Below are 16,185 nucleotides of genomic sequence, written 5' to 3'. Positions count from 1 at the left end.
AGAGCATCTTGGGGAACATCACCAAGTTTGAATGTCGGTCAGGACCCGTTGGATGCGAGTGATGCCGTGGTCGGCGAAGTAGGCGGCGGCCCGGGCCAGGAAGGCGGCGCAGGTCTGGCCCTTCTCATCGGTCAGGGCTTCGCTGTAGGCCAGGCGGGAGTGGTCGTCGATGGCGGTGTGCAGGTAGTCGTAGCCGATCCCGCGGCTGCGGACCTGTTCGCTGCGGCCGTGGGCGCGGTGACCGCCGCCGTCGGGGATACGGCCGAGTTTCTTGACGTCTAGGTGGATCATGTCGCCGGGCGCGGGGTGTTCGTAGTGGCGGCTGCTGATGCGCTGGGCGCGGATCGGCACGCCGGTCAGTGGGTCACAGGCGGCCAGCACGGGGATGTGGTGGCGGCGCAGGATGCGGGTGATGGTCCGGGCCGGCACCCCGGTCACGGCGGCGAGTTGATCGGGCCCGGCGCGTAGCTCGGCGCGGGCGGCCAGAACCTGCTGCTCGGTCTCGGCTGGGGTACGGCGGGGCGAGGTGTGCGGGCCGCTACGCCGATCGTGCAGCCCGCCCCAGCCCTCCGCGCGGAAACGCCGTACCCGCCGATGTCCGCACTGCCGGGAGACGCCCAGCTCGGCGGCGACATGGGCCACCGGGCGGCCGTCTTGCACGACACGGCGAACCAGCAGGCATCTGCCGTGAAACGTCAGCCGGGCGTAGCGTGTCCCATCAAGGCCTCCGGTGTTTGGTGAAGCGGCTAACTCCACTAAGCCCGGAGGTCTTCTATGTGATCAGCTCATCCCGGCCATGTGTCACCAAGATCTCGGCCAAGTACATCTAGCGCGGTGGGCGGGTGATCGACAGGACGGGGCCGGTTCTGTCGGTGAAGAAGTCCTCGCCCTTGTCGTCGACCACGATGAACGCCGGGAAGTCCGCCACCTCGATCTTCCACACGGCCTCCATCCCCAGCTCGGGGTACTCCAGCACCTCGACCTTCTTGATGCAGTCCTGTGCCAGGCGCGCCGCCGGGCCGCCGATGGAGCCGAGGTAGAACCCGCCGTACGCCGCGCAGGCGTCGGTCACCTGCTTGGACCGGTTGCCCTTGGCCAGCATCACCATGGATCCGCCCGCGGCCTGGAACCGTTCGACATAGGAGTCCATCCGCCCGGCGGTCGTCGGGCCGAAGGAGCCGGAGGCGTATCCCTCGGGCGTCTTGGCGGGGCCGGCGTAGTAGACCGCGTGGTCCTTCAGGTACTGCGGCATCTCGCCGCCGTTGTCGAGGAGTTCGCCGATCTTCGCGTGGGCGATGTCGCGGGCGACGACGAGGGGGCCGGTGAGCGACAGCCGCGTCTTGACCGGATATTTCGTGAGCTGGGCGAGAATCTCGGGCATCGGGCGGTTGAGGTTGATCTCTACCACGTCGTCAGACAGGTGCTCGTCCGTGGTCTCCGGCAGGAAGCGGGCCGGGTCGGTCTCCAGCTTCTCCAGGAAGACGCCCTCCGGCGTGATCTTCGCCAGCGCCTGCCGGTCCGCCGAGCACGACACCGCGATCGCCACCGGGCAGGACGCCCCGTGCCGCGGCAGCCTGATCACCCGCACGTCGTGGCAGAAGTACTTGCCGCCGAACTGCGCCCCGATGCCGAGCTTCTGGGTCAGCTCGAACACCTTCTTCTCCAGCTCCACGTCACGGAAGCCGTGCCCGGCCGCCGACCCCTCCGTGGGCAGCGCGTCGAGGTAGCGGGCGCTGGCGTACTTGGCCGTCTTCAGCGCGTACTCGGCGCTGGTGCCGCCCACGACCACCGCCAGATGGTACGGCGGGCAGGCCGCCGTACCGAGTGAGCGGATCTTCTCCTCCAGGAACGCCAGCATGCGCTTCTCGTTGAGCACCGCCTTGGTCTCCTGGTACAGGAACGACTTGTTGGCCGAACCGCCGCCCTTGGCCATGAAGAGCAGCTTGTAGCTGTCGTCGCCCTCGGCGTACAGCTCGATCTGGGCGGGCAGGTTGCTGCCGGTGTTCTTCTCCTCCCACATCGTCAGCGGCGCCATCTGCGAGTAGCGGAGGTTGAGCTTGGTGTAGGCGTCGTAGACGCCGCGGGAGATGTGCTCGGCGTCGCGCCCGTCGGTGAGCACGTGGCGCCCGCGCTTGCCCATGACGATCGCGGTGCCGGTGTCCTGGCACATGGGCAGTACGCCGCCGGCCGAGATCGAGGCATTCTTGAGCAGGTCGAGCGCGACGAAGCGGTCGTTGCCGCTCGACTCGGGGTCATCGACGATCTTCCGCAGCTGGGCCAGGTGGCTGGGCCGCAGGTAGTGGGAGATGTCGTGGATCGCGGTCTCGGTCAGCGACCGCAGCACCTCGGGGTCGACTTCGAGGAACGTCCGCCCGGCCGCCTCGACCTTCCGCACCCCCTCCGTGGTGATGAGCCGGTACTCGGTCTCGTCGGCGCCAAGCGGAAGCAGGTCGGTGTAGTCGAACTCGGGCATTCTCTCGATCCTTTCGGTCCCCATAGAGGGTACGCCCACCGCGGTCAGCCTCCGCCCGCCTTCCGCGCGGCGGCCTCCACCTTGGCGTGGTGTTCCTCCCACCACGCGGCCTCGGTCGAGGGGAGGTTGTCGTTGCTCCGGCGCAGCCCGGCGGTGCCGTCGATCAGCTCCCTGACGATGTCGGCGTGCCCGGCGTGCCGGTTCGTCTCGGCCGTCATGTGGACGAGCAGCAGATGGAGGGTGGGGTGCCGGCGCTCCTCCGGCCACCAGTGCACGGTGCCGGTGGCGTCGAGGTCCAGTTCCTCGATGGTGGCGTCGGCGTGGGCGCACGCCCGCTCGTACAGGCCGAGGATGTCGGCGCGTGACTCCTCCGGAGCGGCCCAGAGGTCGGAGTTGAGCTCTGCGTCCTCGGACATCCACGGCAGCGGCTCGGGGAAGGGCCGCCCGAACACGCTGCCGAAGTAGCCGGTCTCGACCCCGGCCAGGTGCTTGACCAGGCCGAGCAGGTTGGTCCCCGTCGGCGTCATCGGCCGGCGTGCCTCGTACTCCGCCAGCCCCTCCAGCTTCCACACCATGGCGTCGCGGGCGTCACGCAGGTAGCGGTGGAGCTGTGCCTTGTGATCGGTCATGCTCAGAGTCTCCTGCACGGGAAAGGGGTGTTCCAGCATGGTCAGGGATGACTTCCTCGCCGCCGCCCGCTCGGCGGCGACGCTGCTGCGCGCGCCGGAGGTGGCCGCGGCCTGGGCCAGTCCGAGCGCGCTCGCCGACTTCAGCGTGTCCGGCCTCGCCGGGCATCTCGCCTATCAGGTCCTGGGTGTACGGCAGGCGCTGGCCGACCCGGTTCCCGAGGAGGAGACGGTCACCCTGATCGGCCACTACGCCCGCGTGGAGTGGATCGGATCGGCTCCGGACGACCCGGTGAACGTCCGGATCAGGGACGGCGGCGAGCAGGTCGCGGCGGCGGGCGCGGACGCCCTGGCCGGCGCGCTCGACGCGGCGGTGGCCGAGCTGACGCGGACGCTGGCCGTGGCGCCGGAGCGGGCGGTGCGCATCCCGTTGTGGGGGCCGTGGTCGCTGTCGCTGTCCGACTTTCTCCGCACGCGGATGATGGAGCTGGCCGTGCACAGCGACGATCTGGCGGTGAGCGTGGGGGTGGCGACTCCGGTACTGCCCGACGGGGTGATGGAGACGGTGATCGACCTGCTGGCGCGGCTGGCCGTACGGCGTCATGGGGGGACTGAGGTGTTGCGGGCGCTGTCGCGGGCCGAGCGTTCGCCGGGGAGTATCGCCGCCTTCTGAATGAGACGAGACGGTCCGTCTTGACATGGGCGGGCCGCGCCCGCATACTTCTCGAAGCGAGACGAACCGTCTCGGTTCACCTTCTGAGGAGACACCGTATGCGCACTGCCCAAACGTGGTTCATCACCGGTGCCAGCCGCGGCCTCGGCCGCGCGTTCACGGAGGCCGCGCTGGAGCGCGGTGACAGGGTGGCGGCCGTGGCCAGGAACGTCGAGCCGCTGCGTGAGCTGGGGGAGAAGTATCCGGACGCGCTGCTGGTCCGGGTGCTCGACGTGACCGACCGGGACGCGGTGTTCGCCACCGTGAAGGCCGCGCACGACCACTTCGGCCGCCTGGACATCGTGGTCAACAATGCCGGGACCATGTCATCCGGCATGATCGAGGAGTTCACCGAGCAGGAGGCCAGAGCGCAGTTCGAGGTCAACTTCTTCGGGGCGTTGTGGGTGGCTCAGGCGGCGATGCCGTACCTGAGGGAGCAGAGGTCCGGACACATCGTGCAGATCTCCAGCATCGGGGCGCTCGGCGCGTTCCCCACGACCGGCCTGTACAGCGCGAGCAAGTTCGCGCTGGAGGGCATGAGCGAGGCGCTGGCCATGGAGGCCGCCCAGTTCGGGGTCAAGCTCACGATGGTCCAGCCGGGCGGCTACTGGACCGACCTGTACACGAGCATGGCCACGTCGGAGGCGCGGCCGGAGTACGCCGAGCTGCGGGCCGAACTGGCCAAGCAGTGGGCGGAGGGTTCGGTGGACAGCGAGCCGCGCCTGGCCGCCGAGGCCATGCTGAAGCTGGTCGACAGCCCGAACCCGCCGCTGCGCCTCCTGCTCGGCAGCCTGGTCTACGACCTGGCGTTCAGCGTCTCCCAGCAGCGCATGGAGACGTGGGCCGCCTGGGAGGAGGTCAGCCGGGCGGCCGAGAAGGCGGTGCCCGCTCCCGGGCTCACGGCGTGAGCATGGAGACGGCGGTGTCCACGGCCCCGGCCACGTCGTCGTCCTGCGGGTACAGCAGCGCCCGGCCCACGACCAGCCCGCGCACACCGGGCAACTGCAGGGCCTTGCGCCACGCCGCGTACGCCAGGTCGGGCGCCTCGCCGGGATCGCCGCCCAGCAGAAGCGTGGGCAGGGTGGTGGCGGCCATGACGCGCTCCATGTCCGCCACGACCGGGATCTTCAGCCAGGTCCTGGCCGAGGTCGCGCCGAGGCCCTGGGCGACGTTGACGGCCTTGATGACGCCCTCGGGCGACAGGTCGTGGCCGGAGCGCGCCGACCAGAACGGCTCGACCATGGCGATCAGGCCACCGGCCGCGAGCTCGGTCACCGCCCTGCCGCAGGACTCCAGCGTGGCGGCGGTGCCCGGCTCGTCGAGGGCGATGCGGCAGAGCATCTTGCCGCCGTCGAGCCGCATCCGGGCGATCGTCGGCACGTCGTAGGCGGTGAAGCGGTCGTCGAACTCGAAGGCCGCTCCCTGGATGCCGCCCCGGTTCATGGAACCGATCACGATCTTGCCGTGCAGGGCGCCGAGCAGCAGCAGGTCCTCGACCACGTCCGGCGTGGCCAGCAGCCCGTCCACGCCCGGCCTGGCCAGCGCGGTCACCAGGCGGTCGAGCAGCTCCACCCGGCTGCCCATGGCCAGCGGGCGGCGGCCCGCCCCCAGCGCGCCGCGCGCGGGATGGTCGGCCGCGATGATCATGAGCTGGCCGCGCGCGCCGGTGGCGGGACGGCGCCGCCGCGAGGCCGCCGCGTCCGCGATGCGCTCCGGATACAGGGCCCTGATCTGCCTGATCTCGCGGTAGTCAGCCAAGGCCCACCATCTCTGTGATGTCGACAGGACGCCGCTCGCGCCGCGACAGCTCCGCCGCCTCAGCCACGTAGAGGGCGGCCAGCGCGTCCTCGATCGTGCACTGACTGGTCGAACCGCGCAGAAAGGCATCGATCTCCTGCGCGTACGCGTCGGCGAACCGGCTGACGAAGTCCGGCCAGGGCGGCCCGTCGAACCCGCTGATCGGCGCGCGCGGGCCCAGCCCGACCGCGTGGGTGGCCTTGCTGCCGGCCAGCTCCATCCGCACGTCGTAGCCGGCGCCGTTGTAGCGCGAACCCTGCACGGTGGCCAGCGTGCCGTCGTCGAGCGTGAGCAGCGCGGCGCTGGTGTCCACGTCCCCGGCGGCGGCGAAGAAGTCCGCCGGGCCCAGGTTCGAGCCGGTGGCGTAGACGGTGGCCACCTCGCGGCCGGTGATCCAGCGCACGAGGTCGAAGTCGTGGATGTGGCAGTCGCGGAAGATCCCGCCCGAGGTGGCGACGTACTCGGCGGACGGCGGAGCCGGGTCCGCGGTGATGAGGTGGAGCCGGTGCGGTTCGCCCAGCTCACCCGCGCGCAGCGCCCGCGCGGCCTCGGCGAAACCGGGGTCGAAGCGGCGCTGGAAGCCGATCTGCACGTGCGCGCCCTTCTTGGCGGCCAGTTCGGCCAGCGCGCGGGTCTCCTCGACGGTCGCGGCGACGGGCTTCTCGCAGAAGGCCGGGATGCCCCGCTCGATGGCCGTCCTCAGCAGTTCGGCGTGCGTGCCGGTCGGCGTGGCGATGACCAGCGCGTCGCAGGTGAACGGGTCGCCCGGCCGCCCGTGCGGCGACGTGCGCACGGGATCGGCGACGATCAGTTCCTCGACGAGCGGGTGGGCGGCCAGCGTGGCCGCGTGGAAGGCTCCGATCCTGCCCAGGCCGAGCAGTCCGACGCGCATCGCGCCTCCAAGGGTGTTTGGCTTCTCTTTTCTAGGCGACGCCTCTGGCTCAGTCAATCCTTTGTCCTGACATTCTGACCTTTAGCTCCCGGACGGCTCCCGCCGCCCGATGAACCGGCACCCGCGCGAAGCCGACCACCATCGCCGGCGGCCCGGGGCGGAACCGCATCGGCCCCACCGGCTCGGCGGCCAGCCCGAGAGCCTGCGCGGCGGCGGCCGCGGCCGGCTCGTCCCAGTGCTCCGGCAGCTCCAGGTAGACGTGCAGACCGGCCTCGATGCCCCGCACCCGGATCTCGGGCAGTTGCTCGTTCAGCGCGGTGACCAGCGCGTCCCTGCGCCTCCTGTACTCCCTGCGGGTGCGCCGCAGGTGCCGGTCGTAGCCGCCGGTGCGCAGGAAGTGGGCCAGCGCGTACTGCTCGATCACCGGGGAGCCTAGATCGAGCTCGCCGCGCGCCTGCCGTACGGCGGCGGCGAGGTCTTCCGGCGCGGCCACCCAGCCCAGCCGCAGGCCCGGCGCCAGCGACTTGCTCACGCTGCCGGAGAGGATCACCCGGTCGGGCGCGAGCCCCTGCAGGCAGCCGACGGGGTCGCGGTCGAAGCGGAACTCGGCGTCGTAGTCGTCCTCCAGGACGATCCCGCCCCACTCGATGAGCTCGGCGCGGCGGCCGGGGGAGAGCACGACGCCCGTTGGGTAGTGGTGCGCCGGCGTGATCAGCACCGCGTCAGCCCCGCTGGCGGCCAGCGCCTTCACGTCCAGGCCCTCGTCGTCGCTGGGCACCGGAACCGGCGTCGCGCCCGCCCTCCTGACCAGCGGGACCTGACGTGGGCTGCTGGGGTCCTCGATGGCCAGCCGTTCGACGCCGAGCACGAGCAGGCTCAGGCTGAGGCCCTGCGCGACGCCGCCGACGATGATGAGGTTCTCCGGACGCACGTCGGCGGCCCTGACCCGCTTGAGGTAGCCGGCCAGCTCCTGCCTGAGCTCCGACACGCCGCCCGGGTCGCCGTAGTCGAACGCGTCGGAGGGCAGCGTGGTCAGCACATGCCTGACCGAGGCCAGCCAGCGCTCGCGCGGGAACCCGCTGAGGTCGGGCGAGGTGGGGCGATGGCCGTAGAAGGGGGCGCAGACGGTGTCCTGGCGCGGCGGCGGCGCCTGGCGCGGCGCGGCGACGGCGGCGGCCACGTGGGTGCCCTTGCCCACCCGCGAGACCAGGAAGCCCTCGGCGACCAACTGCTCGTACGCCTCGACCACCACGCCTCGCGAGACGGCCAGATCGGTGGCGAGGTCGCGGCTGGCGGGCAGGCGGGTGCCGGGCGCGAGGCGGCCGTCGCGGATCGACCCGCGCAGCTCGGCGGCGATCTGCGCGGCCAGCCCGCCCCGCTCCCGATCGAGCAGAACATGAAGATCGGTCACATTGGTCCCCGTTTATCGCGGGATATTGGACTGTTTCGGCAAGCCATTGCCTTTCTAGCATGCTGACCATGAGAAACGGAGCTCTCGGCGCGGCCACGGCCATGTTCATGGTGGGGACGCTCGCCGCCGTGTCCGGCCTGATCAAGGACTATCCGGTGTACGGCGGGCAGGCCGTGCGCTACCTCCTTGCCGCGGCGGTCCTGCTGGTGGTGACCAGGGCGCTCGGGCTGCGGTTCGTCCGGCTGACGCTCCGGGAGGTCGGTTGCCTGGTGGGGCTGGCCGTACTGGGGCTGGTGGTGTTCAACATCTGCGTGATCGAGTCCACGCGCGACTCCGGCCCGGCGCTGGTCGGCACCGTGCTGGGGACCGTACCGTTGGTGCTCGCGCTGGTCAGCGGGCGACCGGCGCCGCGGCTGCTGGCAGGGGCCGTCGTCGTCGTGGCGGGGGCGACGCTGGCCACCGGCCTCGGGACGGGGAGCACCGGCGGGCTGCTGTGGGCGCTCGGGGCGCTGGTGGGGGAGGTGAGCTTCTCGCTCCTGGCCATTCCGCTGCTGCCGAAGCTGGGGGCGATCCGGGTGTCGGCCTACTCGACGGCGCTGGCGGTGCCCATGCTCGCGGTGGCCGGGGTGGCGGTCGAGGGCACGTCGATGTTCCGGGTGCCTACGCTGCCGGAGGCGCTCGGGCTGCTCTACCTGGCCGTTGTGGTGACGGTGGTGGCGTTCTTCCTCTGGTATTCGGCGTTGCCCAGGCTCGGGGCGGGGCTGGCGGGGTTGTTCGCCGGGATGATCCCGGTCGGTGCGATCGTGACCGGGATCGTGCTCGGCGTCGCCACGCCCTCCGCCTACGACCTGCTGGGTGCCGGGCTGGTGATCGCCGGCATCGTGGCCGGGCTCACCGCTCGGCGCGGGTCCTCCGCGGCTAGCGTTTCAGCGTCGGCCACTGTCCGCTCTTGATGCCGCTCAGCACGATGAACACGGTGGCGACCCCGATGCCGCCCACGACGAGCAGGCCGATGGCCATGATGACGATGTATCCGACTTCCATGGCGGCCTCCCTCCTCTTACTCGGTGAAACGCTGGGAGGGAGGCACCTGGTGTCCCGATATTTCGCGTTTTACTGAGATTTTGCGCCATGAACTACCAGGGCCCACATGAAGCACCCGAACGAGCCCGTAGCCGCCAGGGCCCGCACGATGTTCCACGTCACCCACTTCGCCTCGAAGGCGGCCCGCACCGCCCCCAGATCCGCGATCTTGTCCGGGTCCCCGGCCGCGGCGAGCTGATCGTTCAGCGGCACGTTCACACCCGCGGTGACGAAGAACATCACCAGATAGAGCACGAACCCCGCGATCACCCACGGCAGCACCGGCCGCAGATCACCCCGCCAGTGCAGGATCACCGCCGCCAGCATGAACAGCAGACCGCCCATGAAAGCGCTCATGAACAGAGGGTTGAGAATGGCGACGTTGATCCGCTGCATCGCCTCGACCAGCGTGCGATCACCGCTCTGCTTGAGACCCGGCATCACCGAGTAGGCGAACGCCGCGAACAACCCGGCCATGAGACCGGCGCTGAGCGTGGACAGGATCAGGGTGAGCGTGCTGAGAGCTTTCAAGCTGTTCTCCGTGGTGCGATACGGCAGGCGAACGCCACCCTGACGCACCCCACCCCGAAACACCAACCCAAACACCCTGCACGTTGTGGCACCCCACCCATGCAACCCCACCCGCCCCGCGTGCCACGCGCGCCGCGCCCCCGCATGTCCCGTGCGTCTCGCTCCCCACGGCCCTGGCTTCCTGACTCGGCCTCACGCATGGTCTCCGGCCCAGGCGCCCCGCCGGGCAGCCTGGGGCGCACCCGTGTCGGCAGGCCGCTGGGTGTGTACTGTGCGGGGTGGTTGCTGGGCAGGTGGGTGGTGTGTGGCTTTCGGGCGGCCCACGGTCGGGGGTCAGGAGGTCTGGGCGGGGAGTTTGGGGTGGAAGCCGGGGGCCAGGGCGATGATGGCGGCCGCCAGGACCAAGGGCGCCGCGAACGCCACCTGCATCCCGGCCGCGTCCGCGATGCCGCCGACCAGCGCGGCGCCCACGATGAAGCCCACGTAGTTGAAGAGGTTCACGCGGGCGATCGCCACCCCGGTGCCCGCCGGGTCCAGGCGCCCGGCGGCCGAGAACGACTGGGGCGCCACCACCGACAGTCCCACCCCGGTCAGGCCGAAGGCGACGATGGCGAGCGGCTGGTTCGGGGCCAGGACGATGCCCAGGAAGCCCAGGGCGGCGATCGCGCCGCCGATCCGGACGATAGCCGCGGGGCCGTACCTTCTGACGGCGAAGTCGCCGCCGAGGCGCACGAGCAGCGTGGTCGCCTGGTACGCGGCGTAGGCCAGCGGGATGACCGAGGCGCCGGCGGCCAGGACGTCCTTCATGTAGACGGTGGAGAAGTTGGAGATGGCGGCGTCCCCGACGTACAGGAAGGCCATCGCCAGGCAGAGTGGGATGATCGGCTTCCACGGGAAGCGGGCGGCGGCGGTCGTGGTCCGCTCGGTCTTCTCCTCCTCGATCGTGCAGAGCAGCGGCCCGGCGATCAGGGAGCCCGCGACGGCCGGCACCATGGGCAGGGCCATCGTCAGCGACAGGGGGAGGACGGAGGCCATGGCCGACGCCCACAGCGCGCCGAGCAGGCTGGCGACGCTCCATACGCAGTGGAAGCCGTTGAGCAGCGGCCGGCCGTACCGGCGCTCGACGGCGACGCCCTGCATGTTCATGCCGGCGTCGACCCCGCCGACGCCCAGCCCGAACAGGAGCAGGGCCACGAGCAGGACGGGCACGTTGGGCGCCAGGCCGGTGAGGACGACGGCGGCGGCGACCAGCGGCTGGGCCAGGCGGAGCAGCCATTTGCTGCCCAGGCGCGCGGCCAGGGTGCCCGCGCCGACGCTGCCGAGTCCGGCCAGTACCGGGACGATCAGCAGCAGGAGGGTCAGTTCGCCTTCGTCGAGCCGATGCCGGCCCTGAATGGCGGCGACCTGCGTGAGCAGGGTGGCGAAGGAGAGTCCTTGCACCGCGAACACGGCGAACGTGCCGGAGCGGGCCAGGCGGTTTCGGGGGGTCTTCACCGCGTGCCTCCTGCAGTAAACGTGAGGTGGCGTCAGGTTAGTGCCTTGGCCTCTCTCCTGACCAGGTCCTTCCGCAGCAGCGGCGCGAACCCCCACCACAGCAACAGCGTCGTGCCCCCGCCCAGCAGCACGCCGCCGATCGTGTCGGAGAACCAGTGGGCGCTGAGGTAGGTGCGGTCCCAGACCATCAGGACCGTGAAGACGGCGGTCGCCGTCAGCCCGGCCCGCAGGTTCCCGGCGGCCATCACGGCCACGATGACCAGGCAGAACGTCACCGCCGTCACCACATGTCCAGAAGGAAAGGAGCCGACGTCCACGCTCACCATCGGATCGGCCGGCCGCTCGCGCAGCACCAGCCGCTTGACGCCCTGCGCCACGACGGTGGTGGCCGAGGCGGCGGTGAGCAGCAGCGCCGCGCCCCAGCGCCGTCCCGTCACCAGCCACCAGGCCATCAGGACCACCATGATCACCACACTGCCCCGCCCGCCGCTGAGGTTGAGCAGGTGGGACAGCACGGTGAGCGCGTTGTTGCGGGTGCCGAGCACGGCCTCGTGCCACGCGATGTCGAAGCTCTGCGTGAACGGCGCCGCCGGGTCGGCCAGCATGATCCCGGTGAAGACGGCGCCCAGGGCGAGGAGGACGAGCCCGCAGGCGAGCGTCCAGCGGGGGCGGATTTCCATGCCCGGGAAGATAGGCGAACCCCTGACTGCTAGGTAGGTTTGTTGCAATTATGTGACCTGGTAAGGTGCCGGGGTGAAACGCCGGGGATACGCCACTGGGGAGGCACGGCGCGAGCGCATCCTCGCCATCGCCCTGCTCGAGTTCGCCGAGAACGGCTACCGCGGCGCCTCACTGGCCCGCATCGCCGAACGCGCGGAACTCACCCAGGCCGGCCTTCTCCACCACTTCAAGAGCAAGGAACGCCTGCTCCTGGCCGTCCTCGACTACCGGGACGAGATGGACATGCGCCGCTACGGCTTCGACGTCAGCGACGGCCCGGAGATGCTGAAGGTGCTGGTGGACGTGGTCGAGTACAACTCCCGCGTGCCCGGCCTCGTGCAACTGTTCTCCGTCATCAGCGGCGAGGCCGTAACCGCCGACCACCCCGGCCACGAGTGGGCCAGGAATCGTTACCACCGCCTGCGCGAAGGCGTCGCCGCCGCCCTGCGCCGCAGTGCGGAGAGCGGCCAGTTCCGCGCCGACCTCGACGCCGAGGCCCACGCCGACCGCCTCATCGCCATGATGGACGGCCTGCAGACCCAGTGGCTCCTCGACCCGGACCGCGTGGACATGCCGGCGATCTTCCGCGGCTACGTCACCGACCTGGCCACCGCCCTCCGCGGGTCCTGACCGCACGCCGTACCACCTGACCGCGCTCAACGCTCCGTACGGCCTGACCGCGCTCAACGCTCCGTGTGGCCTGAGCGCGCTCAACCGGAGGTCGCCTCCCGGACCGGGGCGACGGCGGGAGCCCGTGCGGGACCCCTGAAGCCGGCCCAGGCGCCCAGGGCGATGACCGCGGCCACCTCCGTGGCGGCCATGCCGCGTTCGACCAGGCCGAGCGGCATGACCTGCCACCAGGCGAGACCGTTGCGGGTGGCCAGCATGATGGCCGCGCCGATGCCCGCCACCCACATCACCGACCCGAGCCCGAGCAGGAACGCCGCCCAGGACATCCCGTGCCGATGCCGCCACGGCCGGGCGATGACCAGCGCCGCGATCGGCAGGCTCAGGAAGGCGATGAAGCTGCCCACCCGGTGGATGCTGCCGCTCAGGCTCGGCCCGACCGCCCAGTCGTGCTTGGGGAACGACGCCGTGATCAGCAGCCCCGCGCTCCAGGCCAGCAGCGCGACGGTCCCGAACCAGCCGGCGATGCGCCGCCTGGCCAGCGACAGCCCGATCGCCGCCGAGCCGAGGGCGAGCGTGCCCACGCCGAGCCCGAAGATCCATCCCTGGTCGCCCAGGCCGTGCTCGCTGATCGTGCGGCGCAGGGGGTTGACCTCGCCCAGGTAGGCGAGGTCCAGCCCGATGATCACCGCCACCCCGGCCACGACCGCCCCGAGCCCCGCCCGTGCCGCTCTCTCCATGCAGAAGACAACGGCCGCGATCCCGGCCCGATTCCGGGTGGAAACGTGGTAGGGCTGGGTTACGTTCGGAAGATGGACAAGGGGATGCTTGCCGAATGCCGTCACCTGCTCGATCACGGCATGCCGCAAGAAGTCCGCACGGTGTTCGACGCCGATCGGGGCTATGTGCCGCTGGCCATGGACAGATCGGGTGAGGGCGGGGCGGTGGCGGTGCTGTCCGATCGCAACGGCGGGCCCATGATCATGGTCCATCTGTTCAAGAAGCGGGGTGGCGACTGGGAGCACCGGGGCGGCGGCGGAGGCGGGACGATCGAGTATCCGCTGGTCGGCCGCGTGCCGGCGAAGGGGCCGGAGGACTATCTGCGGTGCCCGGGTAACGGCGGGGTGCTGATGAACCCGGAACACCGGCTGCCCTGGACCGGCTGGTATCTACGGCACGCCGAGCTGACCGCCTCGGCCGAGGTGCGGCGGGTGCGGGTGCGCGGACGCCTCATCGACGTCCCTTTCCACGGCTTCCTGATCGTGGTCTGGTCGGCCCGCCGGGCGCCCGAGGTGGAGGCGCTCGGCGAGGACGGCGAGGTGCTCACCACACTGGACGTGAGCGGCCCCACCCTTCATTGAGCCGAAACGTTAGGCGTCGGCACCGACAGTTTCTGCCGCGCGCCGGATATCGTCGAAGTGTGAATGAACGTCCCGGATCCTGGCTGCCGAAACTCGCCGAGGTGGGCGAGCGGCTGGCCGAGGAATGGCAGTCGGCGCGCGGTCAGCAGCGCGCGAGCGACCTGCCCCAGCCGCACGAACTGCGCGCCTCGGACGCCGACCGCGAGCGCGTCGCCCAAGTGCTCCAGGACGCCCACGCCGACGGCCGCATCACCCTCGACGAGCTGGAGGAACGCCTCGGCGTCCTCTACTCCGCCCGCACCCTTGGCGACCTGGCCGGCCTCACCGTCGACCTGCTGCCCGCCGACGAGCAGCCGCTGCTCCTGGACGGGCGCCCGGTCGCGGCGATCTTCAAGAAGGAAGAGCGCGGCGGCCGATGGGTGGTTCCTGCGGAGCTCGCCGTGACCGCGATGTTCGGGATGACCAAGCTCGACCTGCGCGACGCGATCCTGCAGAACCGGCGCGTCATCATCAACGCGACGCTGGTCCTGGGCGGGCTGGAGATCCACGTGCCCGAGGGTCTCGAGGTGATCCGCGTGGCCAAGGACAAGACCGTGCGGCTCACCAAGCAGCACACCGAGCCTGACGGGCCGGTGGTGGAGGTCCGCACCACCAACTTCATGGGCGAGGTGAAGGTCAAGGAGCCGCCTCGCCGTAAGCGCCGCCGCTGACTTCCGGTACGGCCCGCCGTACCGGAAGCCGGAAAGGCGGGCTCAGCCCGCGGTGTCGAAGTTGATCGCGGAGTAGGCGCGCAGCTTCCAGAGCTGGTGCTCGCTCTCGATCTTCCTGATCGTTCCCGAACGGCCGCGCATCACCAGCGAGTGCGTCACCGCCACGCCGCCGCGGAAGCGCACACCCTGCATGAGCTCGCCCTGCGTGATCCCGGTCGCGGCGAAGAAGACGTCGTCGGAGCGGACGAGGTCGCTTGTGGTGAGGACCTGGCCGAGGTTCAGGCCGGCGTCGAGTGCCTTGCGCCGCTCGGCCTCGTCACGCGGCCACAGCTTGCCCTGGATGACGCCGCCCAGGCACTTCAGCGCGCAGGCCGCCACGATGCCTTCCGGGGTGCCGCCGATGCCGAGCATCAGGTCGATGCCCGTGCCGGCGCGCGCGGCCATGATGGCGCCGGCCACGTCGCCGTCGGGGATGAACTTGATCCGCGCGCCCGTCTCCCTGATCTCCTTGACGATCTGGTCGTGCCGCGGGCGGTCGAGGATGACCACGGTGACGTCGGCGGGGGAGGAGCCCTTGGCGCGGGCGACGGCCTGGATGTTCGCCGCCACGGGGGCTTCGATGTCCACCACGTCGGCCGCTTCGGGGCCGGTGACGAGCTTCTCCATGTAGAACACGGCCGACGGGTCGAACATCGAGCCCCGCTCGCTCACCGCGATCACCGAGACCGCGTCCGGCATGCCGAGCGCCGTGAGCCGGGTGCCGTCGATCGGGTCGACGGCCACGTCGCACTCGGGACCGCTGCCGTCACCTACCTGCTCGCCGTTGAACAACATGGGCGCGTGGTCCTTCTCGCCCTCGCCGATCACGACGACACCGTTCATGGACACGGTGTTGATGAGCTGGCGCATCGCGTTGACGGCGGCGCCGTCCGCGCCGTTCTTGTCGCCTCTGCCCACCCAGCGCGCGGCGGCCATCGCGGCCGCTTCGGTGACGCGGACGAGCTCCATGGCGAGGTTTCGATCAGGGGCGTGCTCGCCCGTGGCCAGCGCTGCGGGTACAGACGTCTGATCGGACATGATGGTGGGGCCTCCTCGTGGACAACTGCCTCGATCGTAGTTGCCCCTCTATCCCCGGTCAGCGGAGGATAATGTGCCTCTCATGAGCAGCGATGTGGAACGGGCGGTGACGGGCCGAGGCGCGGCCACCCGTGTCGGCCTTCTCACGGCGGCCAAGGAGGTCTTCGTCTCGAAGGGCTTCGCGGAGGCGGGCGTGACCGATGTGGTGGCGCGCGCCAACGCCAGCGTCGGCAGCCTCTACCACCACTTCTCCGGCAAGGCCGACCTCTACCTCACGCTGTTCGAGGACTTCCAGGGCAGACAGACGCAGCGGACCAAGCGGGCCGCCCGCGAGGCCCGCGAGACGGGCGACCAGGACCCGATGCGCGTCTTCCTGCGTGCCGCCCGCGCCTACCTCGACGGCTGCCTGGAAGAACGCGAGCTGGCCGCGCTGTTCCTGCGCGGGGACGGGCCGCCCGGTTTCGAGGTCGTCATGCGCGACCGGCTGCGCACGTGGGCCTCGCGCAACGCCGCCCTGTTCGAGGGCCAGCCCGCCCTGGTGATCGCCATCACCGGCGCGCTGGCCGCGGCCGTGAACGAGGTCACGCTCTCCGGCGACCGCAAGCTGGCCGACGACGTTCTCGCCATCATCGGCCAACTCCGACCCGTCGCCCCGGCAGGGTAGCCTCATC

General features: G+C 70.8%; 18 protein-coding genes and 1 pseudogene. 7 read left to right on the top strand and 12 right to left on the bottom strand.

Annotation, left to right across the window (positions count from 1 at the left end; translation table 11 throughout):
• Window positions 1-33: 33 nt before the first annotated feature.
• The 3 genes and pseudogenes from ACIBI5_RS27815 to ACIBI5_RS27805 all read right to left on the bottom strand — a co-directional run.
• A pseudogene (locus ACIBI5_RS27815) lies at window positions 34-756 on the bottom strand (leucine zipper domain-containing protein); the annotation flags it as partial.
• A gap of 70 nt (window positions 757-826) precedes the next feature.
• The gene (locus ACIBI5_RS27810; protein ID WP_397251635.1) at window positions 827-2,473 is read right to left on the bottom strand and encodes a fumarate hydratase; all 1,647 of its coding nucleotides are present in this window, start codon (window positions 2,471-2,473) and stop codon (window positions 827-829) included.
• Window positions 2,474-2,517: 44 nt separating this feature from the next.
• On the bottom strand, window positions 2,518-3,102 hold the full coding sequence (locus ACIBI5_RS27805; RefSeq protein WP_397251633.1) for a DinB family protein: 585 nt from the start codon (window positions 3,100-3,102) through the stop codon (window positions 2,518-2,520).
• Between the two features lie 37 nt (window positions 3,103-3,139).
• On the opposite strand from ACIBI5_RS27805, the gene ACIBI5_RS27800 reads away from it, so the two are divergent.
• Together ACIBI5_RS27800 and ACIBI5_RS27795 are read left to right on the top strand one after the other, a co-directional pair.
• Window positions 3,140-3,772 (top strand): maleylpyruvate isomerase N-terminal domain-containing protein, encoded by a 633-nt coding sequence (locus tag ACIBI5_RS27800; RefSeq protein WP_397251630.1) that lies wholly within the window; start codon window positions 3,140-3,142, stop codon window positions 3,770-3,772.
• 98 nt (window positions 3,773-3,870) lie between these two features.
• A complete protein-coding gene (locus tag ACIBI5_RS27795) occupies window positions 3,871-4,719 on the top strand; it encodes an SDR family oxidoreductase (protein ID WP_397251628.1) in 849 nt (282 codons plus the stop codon).
• Here the strand turns inward: ACIBI5_RS27795 and ACIBI5_RS27790 are convergent.
• Genes ACIBI5_RS27790 through ACIBI5_RS27780 form a run of 3 tightly spaced genes read right to left on the bottom strand, consistent with a single transcriptional unit; the run spans window position 4,709 to window position 7,911 of the window.
• Window positions 4,709-5,569: a deoxyribose-phosphate aldolase gene (locus ACIBI5_RS27790; protein WP_397251626.1), complete on the bottom strand. Its 861-nt coding sequence runs from the start codon at window positions 5,567-5,569 to the stop codon at window positions 4,709-4,711. The two genes, ACIBI5_RS27795 and ACIBI5_RS27790, sit on opposite strands and share 11 nt — an antisense overlap.
• A complete protein-coding gene (locus ACIBI5_RS27785; RefSeq protein WP_397251624.1) occupies window positions 5,562-6,500 on the bottom strand; it encodes a Gfo/Idh/MocA family oxidoreductase in 939 nt (312 codons plus the stop codon). The genes ACIBI5_RS27790 and ACIBI5_RS27785 overlap by 8 nt, the downstream gene beginning before the upstream one ends.
• Window positions 6,501-6,549: 49 nt before the next feature.
• The gene (locus tag ACIBI5_RS27780) at window positions 6,550-7,911 is read right to left on the bottom strand and encodes a PLP-dependent aminotransferase family protein (protein ID WP_397251622.1); all 1,362 of its coding nucleotides are present in this window, start codon (window positions 7,909-7,911) and stop codon (window positions 6,550-6,552) included.
• A gap of 68 nt (window positions 7,912-7,979) precedes the next feature.
• Here ACIBI5_RS27780 and ACIBI5_RS27775 point away from each other — a divergent pair, with 68 nt between their 5' ends.
• Entirely contained in the window at window positions 7,980-8,864 is an 885-nt protein-coding gene (locus ACIBI5_RS27775; RefSeq protein ID WP_397251620.1) for an EamA family transporter, read from the top strand.
• On the opposite strand, the gene ACIBI5_RS27770 is transcribed toward ACIBI5_RS27775, so the two are convergent.
• From ACIBI5_RS27770 to ACIBI5_RS27755, 4 genes are all read right to left on the bottom strand, one after another.
• Window positions 8,830-8,955, bottom strand: coding sequence for a hypothetical protein (locus ACIBI5_RS27770; RefSeq protein WP_397251618.1), 126 nt, complete (start codon window positions 8,953-8,955; stop codon window positions 8,830-8,832). The genes ACIBI5_RS27775 and ACIBI5_RS27770 overlap by 35 nt on opposite strands.
• A gap of 69 nt (window positions 8,956-9,024) precedes the next feature.
• Window positions 9,025-9,600 carry a DUF1772 domain-containing protein gene (locus ACIBI5_RS27765; protein ID WP_397251616.1) on the bottom strand — a complete coding sequence of 192 codons (576 nt, stop codon included), beginning with the start codon at window positions 9,598-9,600 and terminating at the stop codon, window positions 9,025-9,027.
• Window positions 9,601-9,858: 258 nt separating this feature from the next.
• Complete coding sequence (locus tag ACIBI5_RS27760; RefSeq protein WP_397251614.1) at window positions 9,859-11,019, bottom strand: MFS transporter; 1,161 nt, start codon at window positions 11,017-11,019, stop codon at window positions 9,859-9,861.
• 32 nt (window positions 11,020-11,051) lie between these two features.
• Window positions 11,052-11,699: a phosphatase PAP2 family protein gene (locus ACIBI5_RS27755; RefSeq protein WP_397251612.1), complete on the bottom strand. Its 648-nt coding sequence runs from the start codon at window positions 11,697-11,699 to the stop codon at window positions 11,052-11,054.
• Window positions 11,700-11,772: 73 nt separating this feature from the next.
• Between ACIBI5_RS27755 and ACIBI5_RS27750 the strand changes: the two genes are divergently transcribed.
• Window positions 11,773-12,369, top strand: coding sequence for a TetR/AcrR family transcriptional regulator (locus ACIBI5_RS27750; RefSeq protein WP_397251610.1), 597 nt, complete (start codon window positions 11,773-11,775; stop codon window positions 12,367-12,369).
• An 80-nt stretch (window positions 12,370-12,449) separates the two neighbouring features.
• On the opposite strand, the gene ACIBI5_RS27745 is transcribed toward ACIBI5_RS27750, so the two are convergent.
• Complete coding sequence (locus tag ACIBI5_RS27745) at window positions 12,450-13,106, bottom strand: DUF998 domain-containing protein (RefSeq protein ID WP_397251608.1); 657 nt, start codon at window positions 13,104-13,106, stop codon at window positions 12,450-12,452.
• A gap of 72 nt (window positions 13,107-13,178) precedes the next feature.
• On the opposite strand from ACIBI5_RS27745, the gene ACIBI5_RS27740 reads away from it, so the two are divergent.
• Window positions 13,179-13,727, top strand: a complete 549-nt coding sequence (locus ACIBI5_RS27740) for a hypothetical protein (protein WP_397251606.1) — start codon at window positions 13,179-13,181, stop codon at window positions 13,725-13,727.
• 59 nt (window positions 13,728-13,786) lie between these two features.
• The gene (locus tag ACIBI5_RS27735) at window positions 13,787-14,437 is read left to right on the top strand and encodes a DUF1707 domain-containing protein (RefSeq protein WP_397251604.1); all 651 of its coding nucleotides are present in this window, start codon (window positions 13,787-13,789) and stop codon (window positions 14,435-14,437) included.
• 42 nt (window positions 14,438-14,479) lie between these two features.
• Here the strand turns inward: ACIBI5_RS27735 and glpX are convergent, their stop codons facing one another.
• Entirely contained in the window at window positions 14,480-15,514 is a 1,035-nt protein-coding gene (glpX, locus tag ACIBI5_RS27730; RefSeq protein ID WP_397251602.1) for a class II fructose-bisphosphatase, read from the bottom strand.
• 82 nt (window positions 15,515-15,596) lie between these two features.
• Between glpX and ACIBI5_RS27725 the strand changes: the two genes are divergently transcribed.
• Window positions 15,597-16,178 (top strand): TetR/AcrR family transcriptional regulator, encoded by a 582-nt coding sequence (locus ACIBI5_RS27725; protein WP_379610676.1) that lies wholly within the window; start codon window positions 15,597-15,599, stop codon window positions 16,176-16,178.
• The last annotated feature ends 7 nt before the right edge of the window (window positions 16,179-16,185 follow it).

Origin of the sequence: Nonomuraea sp. NPDC050540, assembly GCF_044457485.1 — a bacterium.
Taxonomy (GTDB): Bacteria; Actinomycetota; Actinomycetes; order Streptosporangiales; family Streptosporangiaceae; genus Nonomuraea.
Note: the sequence above shows the minus strand (reverse complement) of the source record. Positions and strands in the feature narration are given on the sequence as shown.